This is a genomic window from Pseudomonas sp. BF-RE-21 (assembly GCF_019947305.1).
Lineage (GTDB): Bacteria > Pseudomonadota > Gammaproteobacteria > Pseudomonadales > Pseudomonadaceae > Aquipseudomonas > Aquipseudomonas migulae.
Window position 1 is genome coordinate 15,605 of record NZ_JAGYGF010000023.1, and the last position, 19,867, is coordinate 35,471.

General features: G+C 61.1%; 16 protein-coding genes. 11 read left to right on the top strand and 5 right to left on the bottom strand.

What is annotated here, in order from left to right:
- Positions 1-79 precede the first annotated feature (79 nt).
- The 6 genes from KGB25_RS16620 (at position 80) to KGB25_RS16645 (ending at position 5,689) form a co-directional block, all read left to right on the top strand.
- Entirely contained in the window at positions 80-1,264 is a 1,185-nt protein-coding gene (locus KGB25_RS16620) for an ABC transporter substrate-binding protein (protein ID WP_223435891.1), read from the top strand.
- A gap of 29 nt (positions 1,265-1,293) precedes the next feature.
- Positions 1,294-2,253 carry a YVTN family beta-propeller repeat protein gene (locus KGB25_RS16625; protein ID WP_223435894.1) on the top strand — a complete coding sequence of 320 codons (960 nt, stop codon included), beginning with the start codon at positions 1,294-1,296 and terminating at the stop codon, positions 2,251-2,253.
- Complete coding sequence (locus tag KGB25_RS16630; protein ID WP_207285633.1) at positions 2,250-2,981, top strand: ABC transporter ATP-binding protein; 732 nt, start codon at positions 2,250-2,252, stop codon at positions 2,979-2,981. The genes KGB25_RS16625 and KGB25_RS16630 overlap by 4 nt, the downstream gene beginning before the upstream one ends.
- Positions 2,978-3,769: an ABC transporter permease gene (locus KGB25_RS16635; RefSeq protein ID WP_008024895.1), complete on the top strand. Its 792-nt coding sequence runs from the start codon at positions 2,978-2,980 to the stop codon at positions 3,767-3,769. Before KGB25_RS16630 ends, KGB25_RS16635 begins: the two co-directional genes overlap by 4 nt.
- Before the next feature lie 640 nt (positions 3,770-4,409).
- Positions 4,410-4,967, top strand: coding sequence for a PQQ-dependent catabolism-associated CXXCW motif protein (locus KGB25_RS16640; RefSeq protein WP_223435896.1), 558 nt, complete (start codon positions 4,410-4,412; stop codon positions 4,965-4,967).
- A 56-nt stretch (positions 4,968-5,023) separates the two neighbouring features.
- Entirely contained in the window at positions 5,024-5,689 is a 666-nt protein-coding gene (locus KGB25_RS16645; protein WP_008024898.1) for a response regulator transcription factor, read from the top strand.
- Between the two features lie 105 nt (positions 5,690-5,794).
- Here the strand turns inward: KGB25_RS16645 and nahK are convergent, their stop codons facing one another.
- The 4 genes from nahK to KGB25_RS16665 form a co-directional block, all read right to left on the bottom strand.
- Entirely contained in the window at positions 5,795-8,428 is a 2,634-nt protein-coding gene (gene nahK, locus KGB25_RS16650) for a hybrid sensor histidine kinase/response regulator NahK/ErcS' (protein WP_162130703.1), read from the bottom strand.
- On the bottom strand, positions 8,358-9,521 hold the full coding sequence (gene nosP / locus KGB25_RS16655) for a nitric oxide-sensing protein NosP (RefSeq protein ID WP_008024902.1): 1,164 nt from the start codon (positions 9,519-9,521) through the stop codon (positions 8,358-8,360). The genes nahK and nosP overlap by 71 nt, the downstream gene beginning before the upstream one ends.
- A 1,040-nt stretch (positions 9,522-10,561) precedes the next feature.
- A complete protein-coding gene (locus KGB25_RS16660) occupies positions 10,562-11,746 on the bottom strand; it encodes a porin (RefSeq protein ID WP_192227431.1) in 1,185 nt (394 codons plus the stop codon).
- Positions 11,747-11,921: 175 nt separating this feature from the next.
- Complete coding sequence (locus KGB25_RS16665) at positions 11,922-12,728, bottom strand: sulfite exporter TauE/SafE family protein (protein WP_008034065.1); 807 nt, start codon at positions 12,726-12,728, stop codon at positions 11,922-11,924.
- Between the two features lie 160 nt (positions 12,729-12,888).
- Between KGB25_RS16665 and KGB25_RS16670 the strand changes: the two genes are divergently transcribed.
- Positions 12,889-13,752: an MBL fold metallo-hydrolase gene (locus KGB25_RS16670; RefSeq protein WP_008034066.1), complete on the top strand. Its 864-nt coding sequence runs from the start codon at positions 12,889-12,891 to the stop codon at positions 13,750-13,752.
- Between the two features lie 422 nt (positions 13,753-14,174).
- Here the strand turns inward: KGB25_RS16670 and bkdR are convergent, their stop codons facing one another.
- Entirely contained in the window at positions 14,175-14,663 is a 489-nt protein-coding gene (gene bkdR / locus KGB25_RS16675; RefSeq protein ID WP_008034067.1) for a Bkd operon transcriptional regulator BkdR, read from the bottom strand.
- 186 nt (positions 14,664-14,849) lie between these two features.
- Here bkdR and KGB25_RS16680 point away from each other — a divergent pair, with 186 nt between their 5' ends.
- From KGB25_RS16680 to lpdA, 4 genes are read left to right on the top strand one after another with little or no spacing between them, the layout of a single operon-like run.
- Positions 14,850-16,085 carry a 3-methyl-2-oxobutanoate dehydrogenase (2-methylpropanoyl-transferring) subunit alpha gene (locus KGB25_RS16680; protein WP_008034068.1) on the top strand — a complete coding sequence of 412 codons (1,236 nt, stop codon included), beginning with the start codon at positions 14,850-14,852 and terminating at the stop codon, positions 16,083-16,085.
- A gap of 1 nt (position 16,086) precedes the next feature.
- On the top strand, positions 16,087-17,145 hold the full coding sequence (locus KGB25_RS16685; RefSeq protein ID WP_008034069.1) for an alpha-ketoacid dehydrogenase subunit beta: 1,059 nt from the start codon (positions 16,087-16,089) through the stop codon (positions 17,143-17,145).
- Entirely contained in the window at positions 17,146-18,417 is a 1,272-nt protein-coding gene (locus KGB25_RS16690; protein WP_223435898.1) for a dihydrolipoamide acetyltransferase family protein, read from the top strand.
- A gap of 3 nt (positions 18,418-18,420) precedes the next feature.
- Complete coding sequence (gene lpdA / locus KGB25_RS16695) at positions 18,421-19,803, top strand: dihydrolipoyl dehydrogenase (RefSeq protein ID WP_192416574.1); 1,383 nt, start codon at positions 18,421-18,423, stop codon at positions 19,801-19,803.
- The last annotated feature ends 64 nt before the right edge of the window (positions 19,804-19,867 follow it).

Consider the following 19,867-nt stretch of genomic DNA (forward strand, 5'->3'; position numbering starts at 1 on the left):
CTGCCTCACTGGTACTTTCTGCATATTTCATCCCGTCCTCAGGCTTCCTATGCTGGCGCTACCCGTGATGGAGTGCCTTATGCGCCAGCTTGCCCCTTACGCCCTGATCTACCTGTTGGCGATTGCCTGCGCCGCCGGGCTGGCGACGCAAAGCCAGGCGGCCGATGCACCGCTGCAAGTGCAGATCGGTTACCTGGGTTATCGCCCCGACCCGGGGCCCTTGCTGTCGAACATCATTCCCGAGCCCGTCGATGCCGGCCTGCGTGGCGCCGAACTGGCGATCACCGACAGCAACAGCACCGGGCGCTTTCTCAATCACAGTTACAGCCTGGCCGACGCCAACGTCGACAACCCGCAGGCCTTGCTCGATGCGGCCAAGGCGCAACACGCGCAAGGTCTGCGCCTGTTTGTGGTGAACGCGCCGGTGGCCAGCCTGCGGCAACTCAGCGCCGCCCTGCCCGACAGTTTGCTGATCAACGCCGGCAGCCCGGATGACAGCCTGCGCACCACCGATTGCCTGCCGAACGTGCTGCACACGCTGCCGAGCCGGGCGATGCTCGCTGATGCCTTGGCGCAGTTTCTGGTGGTACGCAAATGGCAGCGGGCGCTGCTGATTGTCGGCCCGACCGCCGACGATCAAGCCTATGCCGCCGCCCTGCGCCGCGCGGCGAAACGCTTCGGCGTGCAACTGGTGGCGGAAAAAGCCTGGAGTTTCGATAACGATCAACGCCGCAGCGCCCAGGCCGACATGCCGCTGTTCACCCAGACCGCCGAGTACGACGTGGTACTGGTGGCCGATGAACGCGGTGACTTCGGCGAATACGTGCCCTACCAGACCTGGTATCCGCGCCCGGTGGCCGGCACTCAAGGCCTGACCCCGGTGGGCTGGCACAAGACCGTGGAAACCTACGGCGCCGCCCAATTGCAGAAACGCTTCGAAGCCATGGCCGGGCGCTGGATGAACGACCGCGACTTTGCCGCGTGGATGGCCGTGCGCAGCATCGCCAGCGCGGTGAGCAAACTGCGTCAGACCGATCCGATGGCGATCCGCAACCTGGAAATCAGCGACCAACTGCCGCTCGATGGCTTCAAGGGTCGCAAGCTCAGTTATCGCCCGTGGAACGGACAGTTGCGCCAGCCGATCCCCATCGTGCAGCCGCGGGCGCTGGTCAGCACCTCGCCACAGGACGGCTTTCTGCACCCCTTCAACGAAATGGACAGCCTCGGTTACGACAAAGCCGAGGTCAGCTGCCGCTTTCTCTGATCTTCCACAACAACAATAAGGAATCCGCCATGCGCCGCACCCTGCTTTCATGCGCCCTGTTGCTCGCTGCCGGGCACGCCGCGGCCAGCACCGCCTGGGTCTCCAACGAAAAAGACAACAGCCTCAGCCTGATCGACATGCAGACCCTGCAAGTCACCGACACCCTGCCCGTCGGCCAGCGTCCGCGCGGTCTGTTGCTGTCCCACGACAACAAGCTGCTGTACATCTGCGCCAGCGATTCGGACCGGGTTCAGGTGATGGACGTGGCCACGCGCAAGATCATCAAGGAACTGCCTTCGGGCAAGGACCCCGAGCAATTCGCCCTGCACCCGAACAATCGCTGGCTCTACGTTTCCAACGAGGACGACGCGCTGGTGACGGTGATCGACACCGAAACCTCCAAGGTGCTGAGCCAGATCAACGTCGGCGTCGAGCCCGAAGGCATGGCCGTCAGCCCGGACGGCAAATGGGCGGTGAACACCAGCGAAACCACCAACATGCTGCACTGGATCGACACCGGCACCCAGACCCTGGCCGACAGCACGCTGGTGGATCAGCGCCCGCGTTTTGTCGAGTTCGCGCCCGATGGCAAACAGTTGTGGGCCTCGGCGGAAATCGGCGGCACCGTGACCATTCTTGACACCGCCACCCGGCAGGTCCTCAAGACCCTGACCTTCCAGATCAAGGGCGTGCACCCGGACAAGGTGCAACCGGTGGGCATCAAACTCAGCGCCGATGGCAAGTACGGTTTCGTCGCGCTGGGCCCGGCCAACCACGTCGCGGTGATCGACGCCAAAACCTTCGAAATCCTCGATTACCTGCTGGTCGGCCGTCGCGTGTGGCAGATGGCATTCACCCCGGATCAGAAACAATTGCTGGCCACCAATGGCGTCAGCGGCGATGTGTCGGTGGTTGATATCGACAGCCTCAAAGTGAGCAAATCGGTGAAGGTCGGGCGCTATCCGTGGGGCGTGGTGGTGACGCCATGAACGCACTGGAAGTCAGCGACCTGAGTTTCGCCTACGGCGCGCGGGAGGCGTTGCGCCAAGTGAGTTTCAGTCTGGCGCCCGGTCGTTTTGCGGCGCTGCTGGGGCCGAACGGTGCCGGCAAATCGACGCTGATTGCCTTGCTGACCCGGCTGTACGATGTGCAACGCGGTGATATCCGAGTCGGCGCTTGTTCGTTGCGGGATGCGCCGCGCCCGGCGCTCAAGCAATTGGGTGTGGTGTTTCAGCAAAGTACGCTGGACCTGGACCTCAGCGTCGAGCAGAACCTGCGTTATCACGCCGCGCTGCACGGAATGTCGCGGCGTGAAACCGCAATTCGGGTCGATGCCGAACTGGCCCGTCAGTCGTTGACCGAACGCCGTCGCGAGCGGGTACGCGAGCTGAATGGCGGTCATCGTCGCCGGGTGGAAATCGCTCGCGCGCTGCTGCATGAGCCACGCCTGTTGCTGCTCGACGAGGCCAGTGTCGGCCTCGATCCGGCCAGTCGCCTGGCGCTCAATCAACACATCCGCAGCTTGTGCCGCGAGCACCGCCTCAGCGTGCTCTGGACCACGCACTTGCTGGACGAGGTGCAGCCGAGCGATGACTTGCTGATTCTCCATCAAGGCCGTTTGGTCGCCAGTGGCCAGGCCGATGCGCTGAGCCTGGAACACGGCGGCGACCTCGGTTCGGCCTTCGCTCGCTTGACCACCTCGGGAGCCGTGCGATGAATGCTTATTGGCAATGTTTCAGCGGCATCGTGCTGCGTGAATGGCTGCGTTTTGTGTTGCAGCGCACGCGATTTCTCAGTGCACTGGTGCGCCCACTGCTGTGGCTGCTGGTGTTCGCCGCCGGTTTTCGCGCGGCACTTGGCATCGCGATCATCGAGCCCTACGACACCTACATTCCGTATGAGGTCTACATCATTCCGGGGCTGGCCTGCATGATCCTGTTGTTCAACGGCATGCAAGGTTCGCTGTCGATGGTCTACGATCGGGAGATGGGCAGCATGCGTGTACTGCTCACCAGCCCCCTGCCCCGCACGTTTCTGCTGTGCAGCAAACTGTTGGCCACGTCACTGATTTCGCTGTTGCAGGTGTACGCCTTTCTGGCGATTGCCTGGGTGTACGGCGTGCAGCCGCCGGCCATGGGCCTGTTGATCGCTTTGCCGGCGTTGCTGCTGGTGGCGTTGATGCTCAGTGCGTTGGGGTTGTTGCTGTCAAACGCGATCCGCCAGTTGGAGAACTTCGCCGGGGTGATGAATTTCGTGATCTTCCCGCTGTTTTTCCTGTCGTCGGCGCTGTACCCGCTGTGGAAGATGCGCGAGTCGAGCGAGTGGTTGTATTGGTTGTGCGCCGTGAACCCGTTTACGCATGCAGTGGAACTGGTGCGGTTTGCCTTGTACGAGCGCTTCAACCCGTTGGCATTGGCGGTATGCATCGGCCTGACGCTGTTGTTCTCGCTACTGGCAGTCCTCACCTTCAACCCCCAACACGCCGCTCTGCGCAAATCCAGCTGACCCCATGGATTGCGGTGTACCAATCACACCGCCATCGTCGGAACGCCGCCCGCAGCAAGCCGGCTCCTACAGGGGATGTGACCTGCCGTTATCGCGCGGACAACCTCAAACTGTAGGAGCCGGCTTGCTGGCGATCCAGACAACGCGGTGTACCAGACACACCGCCATCGCCGGCAAGCCGGCTCCTACAAGGGATGTGATCTGCCGTTATCGTGTGAGCGACATCGAACTGTAGGAGCCGGCTTGCCGGCGATCCAGGCAACGCGGTGTATCAGACACTCCGCCATCGCCGGCAAGCCGGCTCCTACAAGGGATGTGATCTGCCGTTATCGCGTGAGCGACATCGAACTGTAGGAGCCGGCTTGCTGGCGATCCAGGCAACGCGGTGTATCAGACACTCCGCCATCGCCGGCAAGCCGGCTCCTACAAGGGATGTGATCTGCCGTTATCGCGCGGACAACCTCAAACTGTAGGAGCCGGCTTGCCGGCGATCAATGCAACGCGGTGCATCAGGCAAGCCGGCTCCTACAGTTGATCTCACCAAAATTACTACTTTAGTACTGGTTTTCCTGTCTATCGTCGCATTCCCAACGCACCGCGACTGGCATGTAATGGGCTCATAACTATAAGGACTGAACCCATGCCGCGTGCCCGACGTGTTCTGCTGCGCCCTTCCCTCGCTGTGTTATCGCTGAGCCTGTTGCTGGGCGTCGCACACGCCGAAACACCGCTGTTCTCTGCTGATGGCTACCGCATCGGCCTGTACCGCAGCCCCACGCCGAATCAGGCCGAGGGGGCCGCCATCATCGACACCGCCGCCCTGCAAACCCTGCTCACCCAGACGCCTCGCCCAGTGTTGATCGATGTCTATCGCCGCCAATGGCTGCAAGGGCGTTTCATCGAAGACCAGCCCCACGAAAACCTGCCCGGCAGCCACTGGCTGGCCAACACCGGCGACGGCGACCTGACACCCGACTGGCAGGATTACTTCACACGCAATCTGCAAAAATTCACCGCCGGCGATCCCCGACAACCGCTGGTCTTTTACTGCCGGTCCGATTGCTGGTTGAGCTGGAATGCGGTCAAACGCGCCGCCGCCATGGGCTATAAGACTCTGTATTGGTATCGCGATGGCCTGGATGCCTGGCAAGCGGCGAACCTGCCCGTGACACCCGCCCTGCCCGAACCTTTTCCCTGACCTTTACGCGTGCGTGTTGTTGCCACACCATAATCAAAATAATGAGGTGAAAGGCTATGTACAAAATTCTGATTGCCGACGATCACCCGCTGTTTCGCGAAGCCATTCATAACGTCATCAGCGATGGATTCCCGGGCAGCGAGGTCATGGAAACCGCCGACCTCGACAGCGCCCTGGCGCTGACTCAGGACCACGACGACCTGGACCTGATCCTGCTCGACCTGAACATGCCCGGCATGCACGGCCTCAATGGCCTGATCAATCTGCGCAACGAGGCACCGACCATTCCAGTGGTGATCGTCTCGGCGGAACAGGACAAGCAGATCGTGCTGCAAGCCATCACCTATGGCGCGGTGGGTTTCATCACCAAGTCCTCGCCACGGGTGCAGATGACCGACGCGATCCAGCAGATTCTCAATGGCAACGTCTACCTGCCGCCGGACATCATCCGCACGCAGAAAAGCGGCACCCACCGCCGGATGAACGACACCCCGAGCTTCCCGCCGGAACTGCTCCAGGCCCTGACCCGCAAACAGTTGCTGGTGCTGGAGCGCATGACCAAAGGCGAGTCGAACAAACAGATCGCCTACACCCTGGAAATCGCTGAAACCACGGTCAAGGCCCACGTTTCGGCGATCTTGCGCAAACTCAACGTGCACAATCGGGTGCAGGCGATCCTGAGTGCCGGGGATATTGATTTCGGCTCTTATCTACGACGTTGAGACCGCGTCGCGCCCATCGCCAGCAAGCCGGCTCCTACAGGAACAACGCGATCCCTTGTAGGAGCCGGCTTGCTGGCGATGAGGCCCTCAACATCAACAAAAATCTCAAGGCCGGCCGAGCAAATGACTCATCGCCGTCTTCAGTTTCATCGGCCGCACCGGCTTATGCATCAAGGTGTGCCCCAGCTCTCGAATCTGCAATTTGAGTTCATTGCTGTAATTGGCGGTGATCATCATCGCCGGAATGGCTGAGCCGCGCCGGGCGTTGATCCGCGCCACGGCATCCACGCCGTTCTGATCGTCATCCAGGTGGTAATCGGCAATCAGCAAATCCGCCTCGGCGTGATAATTGTCCACTTGCCGCGCCAAATCCTGTTCCGACAGCGCCGTCACCACCAGACAACCCCACCCTTCGAGCAAGGTGCGCATGCCGGCGCAGATCGCCGCATCGTTATCCAGCACCCATACCCGCGCACCGCGCAGGCGTTCGAGCATCGGCTCGCTCATCAACAGGCTCGGCAGTGCCTTGGGTGCCGTCGCGCTCAACGGCACCTCGACGGAAAACACCGAGCCTTTGCCCGGCCACGAACGCACGTGAATGCGGTGCCCGAGAATCCCGGCAATTTTCTCGACGATTGCCAGCCCCAGCCCCAACCCGCGATCCTGATCCGGACGTTGCACATCACCGCGTTTGAACTCCTGGAAAATCTCTTCCAGACGGTTTTCGGCGATGCCCATGCCGCTGTCCCAGACCTCGATCGACAGCCGCTGATGATGCCGCCGGCAACCGAGCACCACGCGGCCGCTGTAGGTGTAGCGAATCGCGTTGCTCAACAGGTTGCGCAGGATCCGCGCAAGCAATTGAATGTCGCTGCGCACCAGCGCCGAACACCCGATGAAATGCAGCTCAAGCCCTTCGCTGCGTGCGACTTGGGTGTACTCGGCGGCGAGGTTTTCCAGCAACTCGCTCAAGGCGAACGGCGCAATGTCGGCCTTGATCACCCCGGCATCGAGTTTGGAAATGTCGACCAGCGTACCGAGCAGATTCTCCACGTCTTCCAGGGAATTGCTGACGTTGCGCACCAGAATCTCGTTGGCCAGCGGCTCCCGGCGTTCGAGCAAGGCGCTGGTAAACAGGCGCGCGGCGTTCAGCGGTTGCAGCAAATCGTGGCTGACGGCGGCAAGAAACTTGGTCTTCGACAGGTTGGCCTGCTCGGCTTCGAGCTTGGCCTCGCGCAGGCGTGATTCTACCCGCCGACGTTCGTCGATCTCGCGCAGCAACTGGTCATTGAGGGTCGTCAGTTCCGCCGTGCGTTCGCGCACCCGCAGTTCGAGGTTCTGATAGGCCTGGTGCAACGCCTCGGCCGTGCGGCGGCGCTCGGTGATGTCGCGGATCAACACGAAAATCCCCACCACTTCGCCGGTTACCAACCGATTGGGCACGTAGGAGCGCAGCATGTAGCGCTCCTGGTTGTTGATATTGGTTTCGGCGAACTCGAACGTCACGCTCTCACCGGCCAACGCCCGTGCCACATAGGCTTCCAGGCGCTGGTAATGCTGCTCGCTGTGCACTTCGCGCAGGCTCTGCCCGAGCATCACGCCGCGTGGCCAGCAGTACCATTCTTCGTAGACCTTGTTGGTGAATTCGTAGACCAGGTCGGCATTGAGGTAGGCGATCAACGCCGGAACGTGGTCGGTGATCAGGCGAATCCAGCGCTCGCTTTCGCTCAGCGCTTCGGCGTGCTGGTAGCGCTCGGTGATGTCGGTGAAAGTGTTGACGAAGCCGCCGGTGGGCAACGGATGCGTGCGGATTTCCAGGACTCGGCCATCGTACAGTCGCTGCTCGCATTCCTGCACCGGGCGCCCGTTGCCGTCGCGGCTGGCCGGGGTCAACAGGTTCAACTCGCTGTCGGCGATCACTTCGGCGAACGGTCGATGCGCCGCAACCGGCGCCAGGCCGCTGAGTTCAAGGAAGCGTCGGTTCCACAACTCCAGAATGCCCTCGGCGTTGACCATCGCTACGCCTTGGGACAGGTTGTCCACGGCCCGTTGCAACAAATGCGATTTCTGCGCCACGGCCTGCTCGCGACGCACGGTTTCACTGAGTTTGACGTCGGTGATGTCGGTAAACAGGATCACCCGCCCGCCTTCCTGGGTCGGCCGTTCGCTGACTTGCAGCCAGCGACCGTCCTGCAAGCGGAACAGCAGGTTCTCGTCGGCCTGCCCGCGCGGTTCTTCGGTGAACAGACCGGTGGACAGCATCAGTCGCTTGACCTCGGCCAGGCGCATGCCGGCGTTGATTCGCACCCGGCTGTTACCCCAGAACGCCTTGAAGCGGCTGTTGAACAGCACGATCCGCTGCTCTGCGTCGAACAATACAAAGGCGTCGGAAATGCTCTCGATGGCGTCGATCAGGTGTTGATGTGCGGTTTCCGCACGCAGACGCGCTTCGCTGAGCAAGTGATTGCCTGATTTCAGTTCAGCCATGGCCTGGTTCAAGGCATCGGTGCGCTCACGCACCTGTTCGGCCAGCACCACCGAATGCTGGAACGCCGCGTACGGGTCGTTGCCGCGGGTGATGCCGGACTCGATCCGTTCGATCAGCGCAGCATTGATGCGCTGCAATTTGTGGTTTTCGTGCCGCAGGCTGGCGACTTGAGCCGCAAGCTCAGCGATGTCCAGGGGAGCGGCCTCGGGCAATGGCAACCCCGGTGAAGGTCTGGTTGATGTGCATGCCATTGAACTGTTCTCCGTAGGTGTTGAAACCCATCACCCGCTGGTCGCGCAAAAACCTGCCGATCTGCTCCAGATTGCCGCCGTCTTCCAGTTCCAGGCGCCTGAGAAAGCAGTCGCAGCCGATGGTCAACAACAGGTCACCGAGGCGTTCCTGCAAACCGTCGAACAGGGTTTGCAGATTGGGCAGCATCGGGCCTGGGGTCATGACGGTGAGGACGATGCCGTTTTCCACGGCGCAGTAGAAACTCAGGCTCAAGTCCGGGTGCACCTGCTGGATGGCCCGCACGTAATACTGATCGTTGATCCGCACCGCCAGCGGGTGGGCGGCGAAGATCCGATGATCGAGTTCAGCCACGGGCACGCCGATGTGCCGGGCGTACTCCTCGGCGGCCGGTTCGGCATTCAGTTCGAAGACCCGGCGCGAGGCGCTGTCGGCGCCAGTGACCACCAGTTTTTCCGCTCTCGGCAGGATGTGGTGGGTGGTGAAGACTTCGAAGTCGAGCCAGGTGTTGACCAGCACCACCACCGCCGCGCCGCTGTGGAACTCGCCGCCGAAGTAAACGTGGGTGTGGGTCAGGTAATTGTCGTCGCCGGCCGAGCCACCGAAATGCGGGATGTCACCCAACGCCGCGCTCAACGCCGCGAGCACCATTTCTTCACGGCTGGACAAACCATCGAGCAAGGTCAGGGCGAAGCTGTTGCCCTTGATCGGCGCCAGGGTGTTGCTGCGACAACCACTGACCAGACGCTCGACCATTTGCTGGGCGTCGATCAGGCTGAAGCGCTCCATCTCGTCGATCAATTCGGCGTCGATGGAAAAATGCCGATGGTCGAAACCCACCGCCGTCACGCAGTTGCGCCCGTAACCCAGCGGGGTGATTTCACCGGCGCTGGTGCAACCGACCAGACGGATACCGCCGAAGCTCTGTTGCAAGGCCTGGCCCAGCGCCTGCAAGTCGTACTCGGCGGAGCAGAAAAACAGCACAAAGCCCAAATGCGGATGCAGCAACTGCCGCGCCAACTCCTGGGCCACCTGCTGGGCATCGGTCGCCTGGGACATCGCACTGACGACCCCGTCGCTCTGAACCTGCTGCATCGTCGCCTCCCGCAGGTGCGCATGTGTGAGGTTGGAGTGTACGAAGGCAGCGGTCGGCGACGTATGCTACTTGGGTAGCGGTCAGGCGCTTCGATGGGATGAGAATCGGACGGGATCTGCAAAACACCGCAAATCCCTGTAGGAGCCGGCTTGCTGGCGATGGCGGTGGGTCAGGCAACAATGATGGTGACGGACAGTCCGTCATCGCCGGCAAGCCGGCTCCTACAAGTCCGCGCCCGGCGCGCCATTTTCTGCATGACACAAAACCTGTAGGAGCCGGCTTGCTGGCGATAGCGGTGGGTCAGGCAACAATGATGGTGACTTACAGTCCGTCATCGCCGGCAAGCCGGCTACTACAAATCCGCGCCCGGCGCGCCATTTTCTGCCATCACACAAAACCTGTAGGAGCCAGCTTGCTGGCGATAGCGGTGGGTCAGGCAACAATGATGGTGACTGACAGTCCGTCATCGCCGGCAAGCCGGCTCCTACAAATCCGCGCCCAGCGCGCCGTTTTCTGCATGACACAAAACCTGTAGGAGCCAGCTTGCTGGCGATAGCGGAGGGTCAGGCAACAATGATGGTGACTGATGCGCCGCTATCGCCAGCAAGCCGGCTCCTACAAATCCGTGCCCGGCGCGCCGTTTTCTGCCATGACACAAAACCTGTAGGAGCCAGCTTGCTGGCGATAGCGGTGGGTCAGGCAACAATGATGGTGACTGATGCGCCGCTATCGCCGGCAAGCCGGCTCCTACAATTCCGTGCCCGGCGCGCCATTTTCTGCCATGACACAAAACCTGTAGGAGCCGGCTTGCTGGCGATGGCGGTGGGTCAGGCAACAATGATGGTGACTGACAGTCCGTCATCGCCGGCAAGCCGGCTCCTACAAATCCGTGCCCGGCGCGCCGTTTTCTGCCATGACACGAAACCTGTAGGAGCCAGCTTGCTGGCGATAGCGGACTGTCAGGCGACAATGATGTTGACTGATACACCGTCATCGCCGGCAAGCCGGCTCCTACAGGGGATTTGCGTAGCGTGCGGGGTTACCAGGTCAACACCGCCCCCACCGCGAAGGTGTCGGTGTCTTCGTTTTGCGCGCTGGTTTGGTGGCCATTGATTTCGAACTGGTTGTACTCGGCCACCAGCTTCAGGTTGTCGTTGACGTCATGGAACAGCGCAATGCCGCGAGTTTCATAGTCCGCGCCGCTGCCCACCACGCCGTTGCCGTCGTCCTTGGTCTTGCCGTAGGACAAGGCCAGGCGGTTTTTGCCCAGCTTGTACGAGCCCTGCAACAGGTAGCCATCACTGTCGACATTCCGCAGCGTCGGTTCGCCGGCGTTGTTGGTGAAGAACGGGTTGATGCCCTTGGCCTGAAAACCCGAACCGGTCAGCGACAAACCGCCCATTTTCGCCTGCACGCCATAACCCAAACCTTTGGAGGTCACGGACTGCACCGTGGAATCGGTGTTGTCCGAAGTCTGGTAGCTGCCGTTCACCCAGCTGTAAATCTTCGCCCCGGCGAGGTCGAACTGATAGGTGATCTCGCTCTCGGTGCGCGGGTTTTCCTGATAGGCCTTGCCGGTCGCGCTGCTGTCGTTGGTGTCCACCGGGTCCATGATCCCTACCGCGACTCGCAGGCCGTCCATCACCGGGGTGCGGTAAGTGATTTGCGATGTCGGGAACGGGTACGGATAGCCGCTGCCGATGTTGCCGAACGACACCCCGCCGCCATCCACCAACCCGAGCGTGTCGCTGACCTGGCCGTAACCGGCCAGCAACTCATCGAGCAGAATGTTGGAACGGGCAAACAGGCCGAAGTCCTTGCCGATCAGCACTTCGCCCCATTCCGGGTTGGCCACCGTGCCGTAGAACTGCCGCACGTCGATGGCAGTGTCGGTGCCGTTGGTTTCGCTGTCGTTGATGGTCACCCAGAACGACGCCCGGGCGCCGAGCTTGAGGTCGTCGACCTGCTTGCCCATGTTGAAGCCCAGGTAGTTGGGCAAAAAGCCCATTTTCACCCGTGCCTGTCGACGGTCGAACTGCTCGCCGGCACGGTCGACGTCGCTGTTCACATAGAAGGCGTTGATGTAGCCATCGGTGGAAAACGTGGTCTGGTCCTTGTCGTACAGCATGATTTCGGCTTCGGCCATTGAGCTCAAACCCAGGGTCGACAGGCTGGCGATGAAGGCTGGCAAGTAACGGTGCTTGAAATTCTTATTGTTGTGCATGACGCGCTCCGCAGCGGGGGACTGGATGTCGGAGGCGATTATCGAAAGCGGACCGGCGGCGTCATACGCTGCCTTGGGGGTGGTTTTGAAGTGCTTTGGCGTGGCCGGTGGAGTGCAGCAAGTTCGGTGTAAGACCGGGCCACGACGAGGGCCCGGAACTTAAGGTGTAAGACGCCTAGATGCCGGCCTTGAACAGCATGTAGGCCGCGACCACCACGCAGAGGCTGGCGAAGCCGATCTGCAAGGCCCGGGCCGGTACTCGGGCGCACAACTGTCGGCCAACGATCATGCCGATGACGCTCGCAACAATGAACGCCACCCCCAGACCATCGATCCGCACCCCGGCATGAAATGCACCGATCACGCCGATGGCAGAAATCAGGCTGATGACCATCAAGGACGTCGCGACGATCCCGCGCATCTGCACATCGGTCAGTTGCTTGAACGCCGGGACAATCAGAAACCCGCCACCAACCCCGAGCAACCCGGAGACCACGCCGGTCACCGCGCCAAGTGCCGCCAGGGTTGCGGTGCATTTGGCGGTCCAGGAAAAGCGCCCGGTCTGTTGATCGAGCATGCAGTTTTTCTGGCCCCAGTTGGCGTGGCCGTGATCGCTCGGCCCTTCTTCATGGCGCTCGCGGCGCAGCATCCGCCAAGCCACCATGACCATCAGCAGGCTGAACAGAATCATCAGGATTTTTTCCGGCAGTTGATGGGCAAAGTAGATGCCGACCGGGGAAAAAATCGCCCCCAGCAAGGCGATCAGCAACGCCGCGCGATAACGCACCAGGCCATGGCGCAACCCATCAACGGCGCCGACCGCCGCTGCGCTGCCCACCGCAAACAATGCAACGGGGGCCGCTTGTGTCATGGTCAAACCCAACCCCAGCACCAGGGCCGGAACCGCAAGAATGCCGCCACCGGCGCCGGTCAATCCGAGGACCAGGCCCATGGCCACACCAAAAAAACTTGCCAGCAACATAAAACGCTCGTGATCCATGAGAAGAGCCGGGAACGCCCGGTATCGATGACTGACAGGATAGAGCCCGCGCAGCTTTTTTCCTGCATTGAATTGATCGGGGCTGGTCAGCGCAGGGAAAATGAAACTACCCTGAACTCCTGTCCCAAAAGAAACGGCCACCATGCCCGCCTTGATTGAAGCCTTCCTCGACCCCGCCTCATCGACCTACAGTTACGTCGTTTACGAGGCCGACGGCAGCCAGTGTGCAATCGTCGACCCGGTGCTCGACTACGACCCGGCCGCCGGGCGCACCGCCACCACCCAGGCCGATAAAATCATCGCCTTCGTGGGTGAACATCAGTTGCAGGTGCAATGGCTGCTGGAAACCCATGCCCACGCCGATCATATGTCTGCCGCGCCTTATCTGCGTCGCGAGCTGGGCGGCAGGATTGCGATTGGTCAGTCGATCAGCAAGGTGCAGGGTGTGTTCAAAGGCCTGTTCAACCTTGAACCGGAATTTGCCGTGGACGGTTCGCAGTTTGATCACCTGTTCGCCCCGGACGAATCGTTCATGATCGGCAACCTCAAGGCCACGGCGTTGCACGTACCCGGTCACACGCCGGCGGACATGGCCTATTTGATCGACAGCAGCGTCATTCTGGTGGGCGATACGTTGTTCATGCCGGATGTCGGCACCGCGCGCTGCGACTTTCCCGGCGGGAATGCCAATCAATTGTTCGCCTCGATCCAGAAGCTGCTGGCGTTTCCGGCCAGCGTGCGGCTTTACGTTTGCCACGACTATCCGCCTGAAAATCGCAAGCCCCAGTGCCAGACCACGGTGGGCGAGCAGCGCAAGAGCAACATCCACATCCATGACGGCATCGACGAAGCGGCATTCGTCGCCATGCGCACCCGGCGCGATGCGGGGCTGGGCATGCCGACGCTGTTGTTGCCGGCGATTCAGGTCAACGTACGAGCCGGAAATTTGCCACCGCCCGAAGAAAACGGCGTCACCTACCTGAAAATCCCCCTGAACAAACTTTGACTCTTGCTGGCGATCCCGAAGCCGCCATCGCCGGCAAGCCAGGCTCCTACAATTGCGCGGTGTCACACCAACCCGCCCCCACCACAAAACCTGTAGGAGCCGGCTTGCCGGCGATGGCGATTCCGAAGCCGCCATCGCTGGCAAGCCAGGCTCCTACAATTGCGCGGTGCCGCACCAACCCGCCCCCACCACAAAATCCTGTAGGAGCCGGCTTGCCGGCGATGGCGATTCCGAGGCCGCCATCGCTGGCAAGCCAGGCTCCCACAATTGCGCGGTGCCGCACCAACCCGAACCCACCACAAAATCTGTAGGAGCCGGCTTGCTGGCGATAACGGTGTGTCAGGCAACAATGATGGTGGCTGATGCGCCGCCATCGCCAGCAAGCCGGCTCCTACAGGTTTTGTGGTGTTTGGGGGGGCAGGTCAATTGGTCAGGGTCAATCCGTTTGCCGGCAGCGGCAGCGCGGTTTTATAGCGCACTTGCTTGAGCGCAAAGCTTGAGCGGATGTTCGCCACACCGGGCACTTTGGTGAGGAAGTCCATCATGAAACGCTCCAGCGACTGAATGGTCGGCACCAGCACCCGGATCAGATAATCCGGATCACCCGCCATCAAATAGCACTCCATCACTTCCGGACGATCCGAGATCGCTTCCTCGAAATGCTGCAACGCCTCCTCCACCTGTTTCTCCAGGCTGACATGAATGAACACATTCACATGCAGCCCCAACAGGTCGGCGTCCAACAGCGTCACTTGTTCGCGAATCAGGCCCAATTCTTCCATCGCCTTGACCCGGTTGAAGCACGGTGTCGGCGACAGATTCACCGAGCGTGCGAGGTCGGCGTTGGTGATGCGCGCGTTCTCCTGAAGGCTGTTGAGAATGCCGATATCGGTACGGTCCAATTTGCGCATGAGAAAAAACCACCTGTTATTTTTGTTTATGCAGATTTTTTAACCTCAAATGACCACCAACGCAACGAAACACAGATAAATATTCTCCTGCGCCGGGCCTATGATGTTTGTAGGACAAGATTTCCATAACACGTGGAATGACGGTCAGCTCACTACAAGAAATTCACAAGATCGAGCGTAGAAGCCATGAACCAAGCGTATGAACCGCTGCGCCTGCACGTCCCTGAACCCTCGGGCCGTCCCGGCTGTAAAACCGACTTCTCCTACCTGCATCTGACCGATGCTGGCACGGTGCGCAAACCCCCAATCGACGTTGAACCCGCCGACACGGCTGACCTGGCCCGCGGCCTGATTCGCGTGCTCGACGATCAGGGCAATGCCCTGGGCCCGTGGGCCGAAGGCGTACCGGTAGAGATCCTGCGTAAAGGCATGCGCGCCATGCTCAAGACGCGGATCTACGACAACCGCATGGTGGTCGCCCAGCGTCAGAAAAAAATGTCGTTCTACATGCAAAGCCTTGGCGAAGAAGCCATCGGCAGCGCCCAGGCCCTGGCCTTGAACATCGACGACATGTGCTTCCCGACCTACCGCCAGCAAAGCATCCTGATGGCACGTGAAGTGCCGCTGGTGGACCTGATCTGCCAGTTGCTGTCCAACGAGCGCGATCCGCTCAAGGGCCGTCAGTTGCCGATCATGTACTCGGTCAAGGAAGCCGGTTTCTTCACCATTTCCGGCAACCTCGCCACCCAATTCGTCCAGGCTGTCGGCTGGGGCATGGCCTCGGCGATCAAGGGTGATACCAAAATCGCCTCGGCCTGGATCGGCGACGGCGCCACTGCCGAGTCGGACTTCCACACCGCCCTGACCTTCGCCCACGTGTACCGCGCGCCGGTGATCCTCAACGTGGTCAACAACCAATGGGCCATCTCCACCTTCCAGGCAATTGCCGGTGGTGAAGCCACTACATTCGCCGGTCGTGGCGTCGGTTGCGGCATCGCCTCCCTGCGCGTCGACGGTAACGATTTCTACGCGGTCTACGCCGCTTCCGCCTGGGCCGCCGAGCGCGCCCGCCGCAACCTTGGCCCGACCATGATCGAATGGGTCACCTACCGCGCCGGCCCGCACTCGACCTCCGATGATCCGTCCAAATACCGTCCTGCCGACGACTGGAGCCACTTCCCGTTGGGCGACCCGATTGCGCGCCTGAAGCAGCACCTGGTGAAAATCGGTCACTGGTCCGAAGAGGAACACGTCGCCGTCAGCGCCGAACTGGAAGCCGAAGTCATCGCCGCGCAGAAAGAAGCCGAGCAGTACGGCACCCTAGCCGGCGGCCAGATTCCGAGCGCCGCGACCATGTTCGAAGACGTCTATAAAGAGATGCCGGAGCACTTGAAGCGCCAGCGTCAAGAGTTGGGGATCTGACATGAACGATCACAACAACAATATTCAACCGGAAACCGCCATGACCACGACCACCATGACCATGATCCAGGCCCTGCGCTCGGCCATGGATGTGATGCTTGAACGTGACGACAACGTCGTGGTGTTTGGTCAGGACGTTGGCTACTTCGGTGGCGTGTTCCGTTGCACCGAAGGCTTGCAGAACAAGTACGGCACCTCCCGCGTGTTCGATGCGCCGATCTCCGAAAGCGGCATCGTCGGTGTTGCCGTGGGCATGGGCGCCTATGGTTTGCGTCCGGTGGCCGAAATCCAGTTCGCCGACTACGTGTACCCGGCATCGGACCAGATCATTTCCGAAGCCGCCCGCCTGCGTTATCGCTCGGCCGGCGAGTTCACCGCACCGATGACCCTGCGCATGCCTTGCGGCGGCGGCATCTACGGTGGCCAGACGCACAGCCAGAGTATCGAGGCGATGTTTACCCAGGTCTGCGGCTTGCGCACGGTGATGCCGTCCAACCCGTACGACGCCAAGGGCCTGCTGATCGCCTCCATCGAAAACGATGACCCGGTGATCTTCCTGGAGCCAAAACGCCTGTACAACGGCCCGTTCGATGGTCACCACGAACGTCCGGTCACGCCATGGTCGAAACACCCGGCTGCGCAAGTCCCGGACGGTTACTACACCGTGCCGCTGGACGTCGCCGCCATCACCCGTCCGGGCAAGGACGTGACCATCCTGACTTACGGCACCACCGTTTATGTGTCGCAAGTCGCCGCTGAAGAAACCGGGATCGACGCTGAAGTCATCGACCTGCGCAGCCTGTGGCCGCTGGACCTGGAAACCATCACCAAGTCGGTAAAGAAAACCGGCCGCTGCGTGATCGTTCACGAAGCGACCCGCACCTGCGGTTTCGGTGCCGAACTGGCTGCCCTGGTGCAAGAGCATTGCTTCCACTACCTGGAAGCGCCGATCGAACGCGTCACCGGTTGGGACACCCCCTACCCGCACGCGCAAGAGTGGGCGTATTTCCCTGGTCCGTCCCGAGTAGGCGCGGCTTTGCATCGGGTTATGGAGGTCTGAATGGGCACGCACGTTATTAAAATGCCGGACATTGGTGAAGGCATTGCAGAAGTTGAACTGTCGGTGTGGCACGTCAAAGTCGGCGACATGGTCGTCGAAGATCAGGTGCTGGCCGATGTCATGACCGACAAGGCGATGGTCGACATCCCTTCGCCGGTGCACGGCAAGGTGATTGCGCTGGGCGGCGTGCCCGGCGAAGTCATGGCGGTTGGCAGCATCCTGATCAGCATTGAAGTCGAAGGCGCGGGCAACGTTAAAGAGTCGGCCCAGCCTGCGGTTGCCGCCGCGAAAGAAGCACCGGCACCCAAAGTCGAAGCTGTTGTGGCAACCAAACCGGCTCCTGCCGCAGCGCCGCGAGCGGCCGTCTGCCAGGGCCCAATGGTGGCTCGCGAAGCTGACGAGCGTCCGCTGGCCTCCCCGGCCGTGCGCAAACATGCGCTGGACCTCGGCATTCAATTGCGCCTGGTGCGTGGCACTGGCCCTGCCGGTCGCGTGCTGCACGAAGACCTGGACGCCTATCTGGCGCAAGGTCAGTCGAATGCGACGACTGCCACCGCCGCTTACGCCCAGCGTAACGACGAAGAACAGATCCCGGTGATCGGCATGCGCCGCAAGATCGCCCAGCGCATGCAGGACGCCACTCAGCGCGCCGCCCATTTCAGTTATGTCGAAGAAATCGACGTCACGGCCGTGGAAGAACTGCGTGCGCACCTGAACGAAAAACACGGCGCGACCCGTGGCAAGCTGACCCTGTTGCCATTTTTGGTCCGCGCCCTGGTTGTCGCCCTGCGCGACTTCCCGCAGATCAATGCCCGTTACGACGACGAAGCTCAGGTCATCACCCGCCTCGGCGCGGTGCATGTGGGCATCGCCACTCAAGCCGACATTGGTTTGATGGTGCCCGTGGTGCGTCACGCCGAAGCCCGCAGCCTGTGGGACAACGCCGCCGAAATCTCCCGCTTGGCCAACGCAGCGCGTAACGGCAAGGCCAGCCGCGATGAATTGTCCGGCTCGAGCATCACCCTGACCAGCCTCGGCGCATTGGGCGGAATCGTCAGCACCCCGGTGCTGAACCTGCCGGAAGTGGCGATCGTCGGCGTCAACAAAATCGTCGAACGCCCGATGGTGTTCAAAGGCCAGATCGTGATCCGCAAGATGATGAACCTCTCCAGCTCCTTCGATCACCGCGTGGTCGATGGCATGGACGCGGCGCAATTCATCCAGGCCGTTCGTGGCTTGCTCGAACAACCCGCTACCTTGTTTGTGGAGTAAGGCATGCAGATTTTGAACACCACGCTGCTGATCATCGGCGGCGGTCCTGGCGGTTATGTGACGGCGATCCGTGCCGGTCAGTTGGGCATCTCGACCATTCTGGTGGAAGGCGAATCGTTGGGCGGTACCTGCCTGAACATCGGCTGCATTCCGTCGAAGGCGCTGATCCACGTTGCCGAGCAGTTCCACCAAACGCAGCACCACAGCAAACATTCTGCGTTGGGCATCAGCGTCTCGGCGCCGACCCTCGATATAAGCAAAAGCGTCGAGTGGAAGGACGGTATCGTTGATCGCCTGACCACCGGCGTTTCGGCGCTGCTGAAAAAGAACAAAATCCAAGTTATTCAAGGTTTTGCGAAAGTTATCGATGGTAAAACCGTAGAAGTCGGCGATACGCGTATTCAGTGCGAACACCTGGTGCTCGCCACCGGGTCGAAAAGCGTGAACCTGCCAATGCTGCCGATTGGCGGGCCGATCATCTCCTCCACCGAAGCCTTGGCACCCACATCGGTACCGAAACGACTGGTGGTGGTCGGTGGCGGTTACATCGGTCTGGAACTGGGGATTGCCTATCGCAAGCTCGGCGCCGACGTCAGCGTGGTCGAGGCGCAGGATCGCATCCTGCCGGCCTACGACGCTGAACTGACCCAGCCTGTTCATGATGAATTGAAAAAACTCGGCGTGAAGCTTTACTTGAAGCATAGCGTCCAAGGCTTTGATTCTAATAACAATACGTTGCAGGTTCTCGAACCGAACGGCGAAACCCTGAACCTGGAAACGGATCAGGTACTGGTCGCCGTTGGCCGCAAACCCAACACCCAGGGCTGGAACCTCGAAGCGCTGAATCTGGACATGAACGGCTCGGCGATCAAGATCGACAACCGTTGCCAGACCAGCATGCGCAACGTCTACGCCATCGGCGACCTCAGCGGTGAACCGATGCTTGCGCACCGGGCCATGGCTCAGGGCGAGATGGTGGCCGAGCTGATCAGCGGTAAAACCCGCGAGTTCAACCCGACGGCTATCGCTGCCGTGTGCTTCACCGACCCGGAACTGGTGGTGGTCGGCAAGACCCCGGACGAGGTCAAGGCCGCGGGCCTGGACTGCATCGTTTCAAGCTTCCCGTTCGCGGCCAATGGCCGGGCGATGACGCTGGAATCGAAAAGCGGCTTCGTGCGAGTGGTCGCTCGTCGGGACAATCACGTGATTGTTGGCTGGCAAGCCGTTGGCGTGGGTGTTTCGGAATTGTCGACCGCGTTTGGCCAAAGCCTGGAAATGGGCGCCCGACTGGAAGACATCGCCGGCACCATCCATGCGCATCCGACCTTGGGCGAAGCCGTCCAGGAAGCGGCGTTGCGTGCGTTGGGGCATGCGTTGCACCTGTAATTCAGAACAATGGATGGCGGCAGAGATGGCCCCATCGCTAGCAGGCTAGCTCCCACTTTGGAAT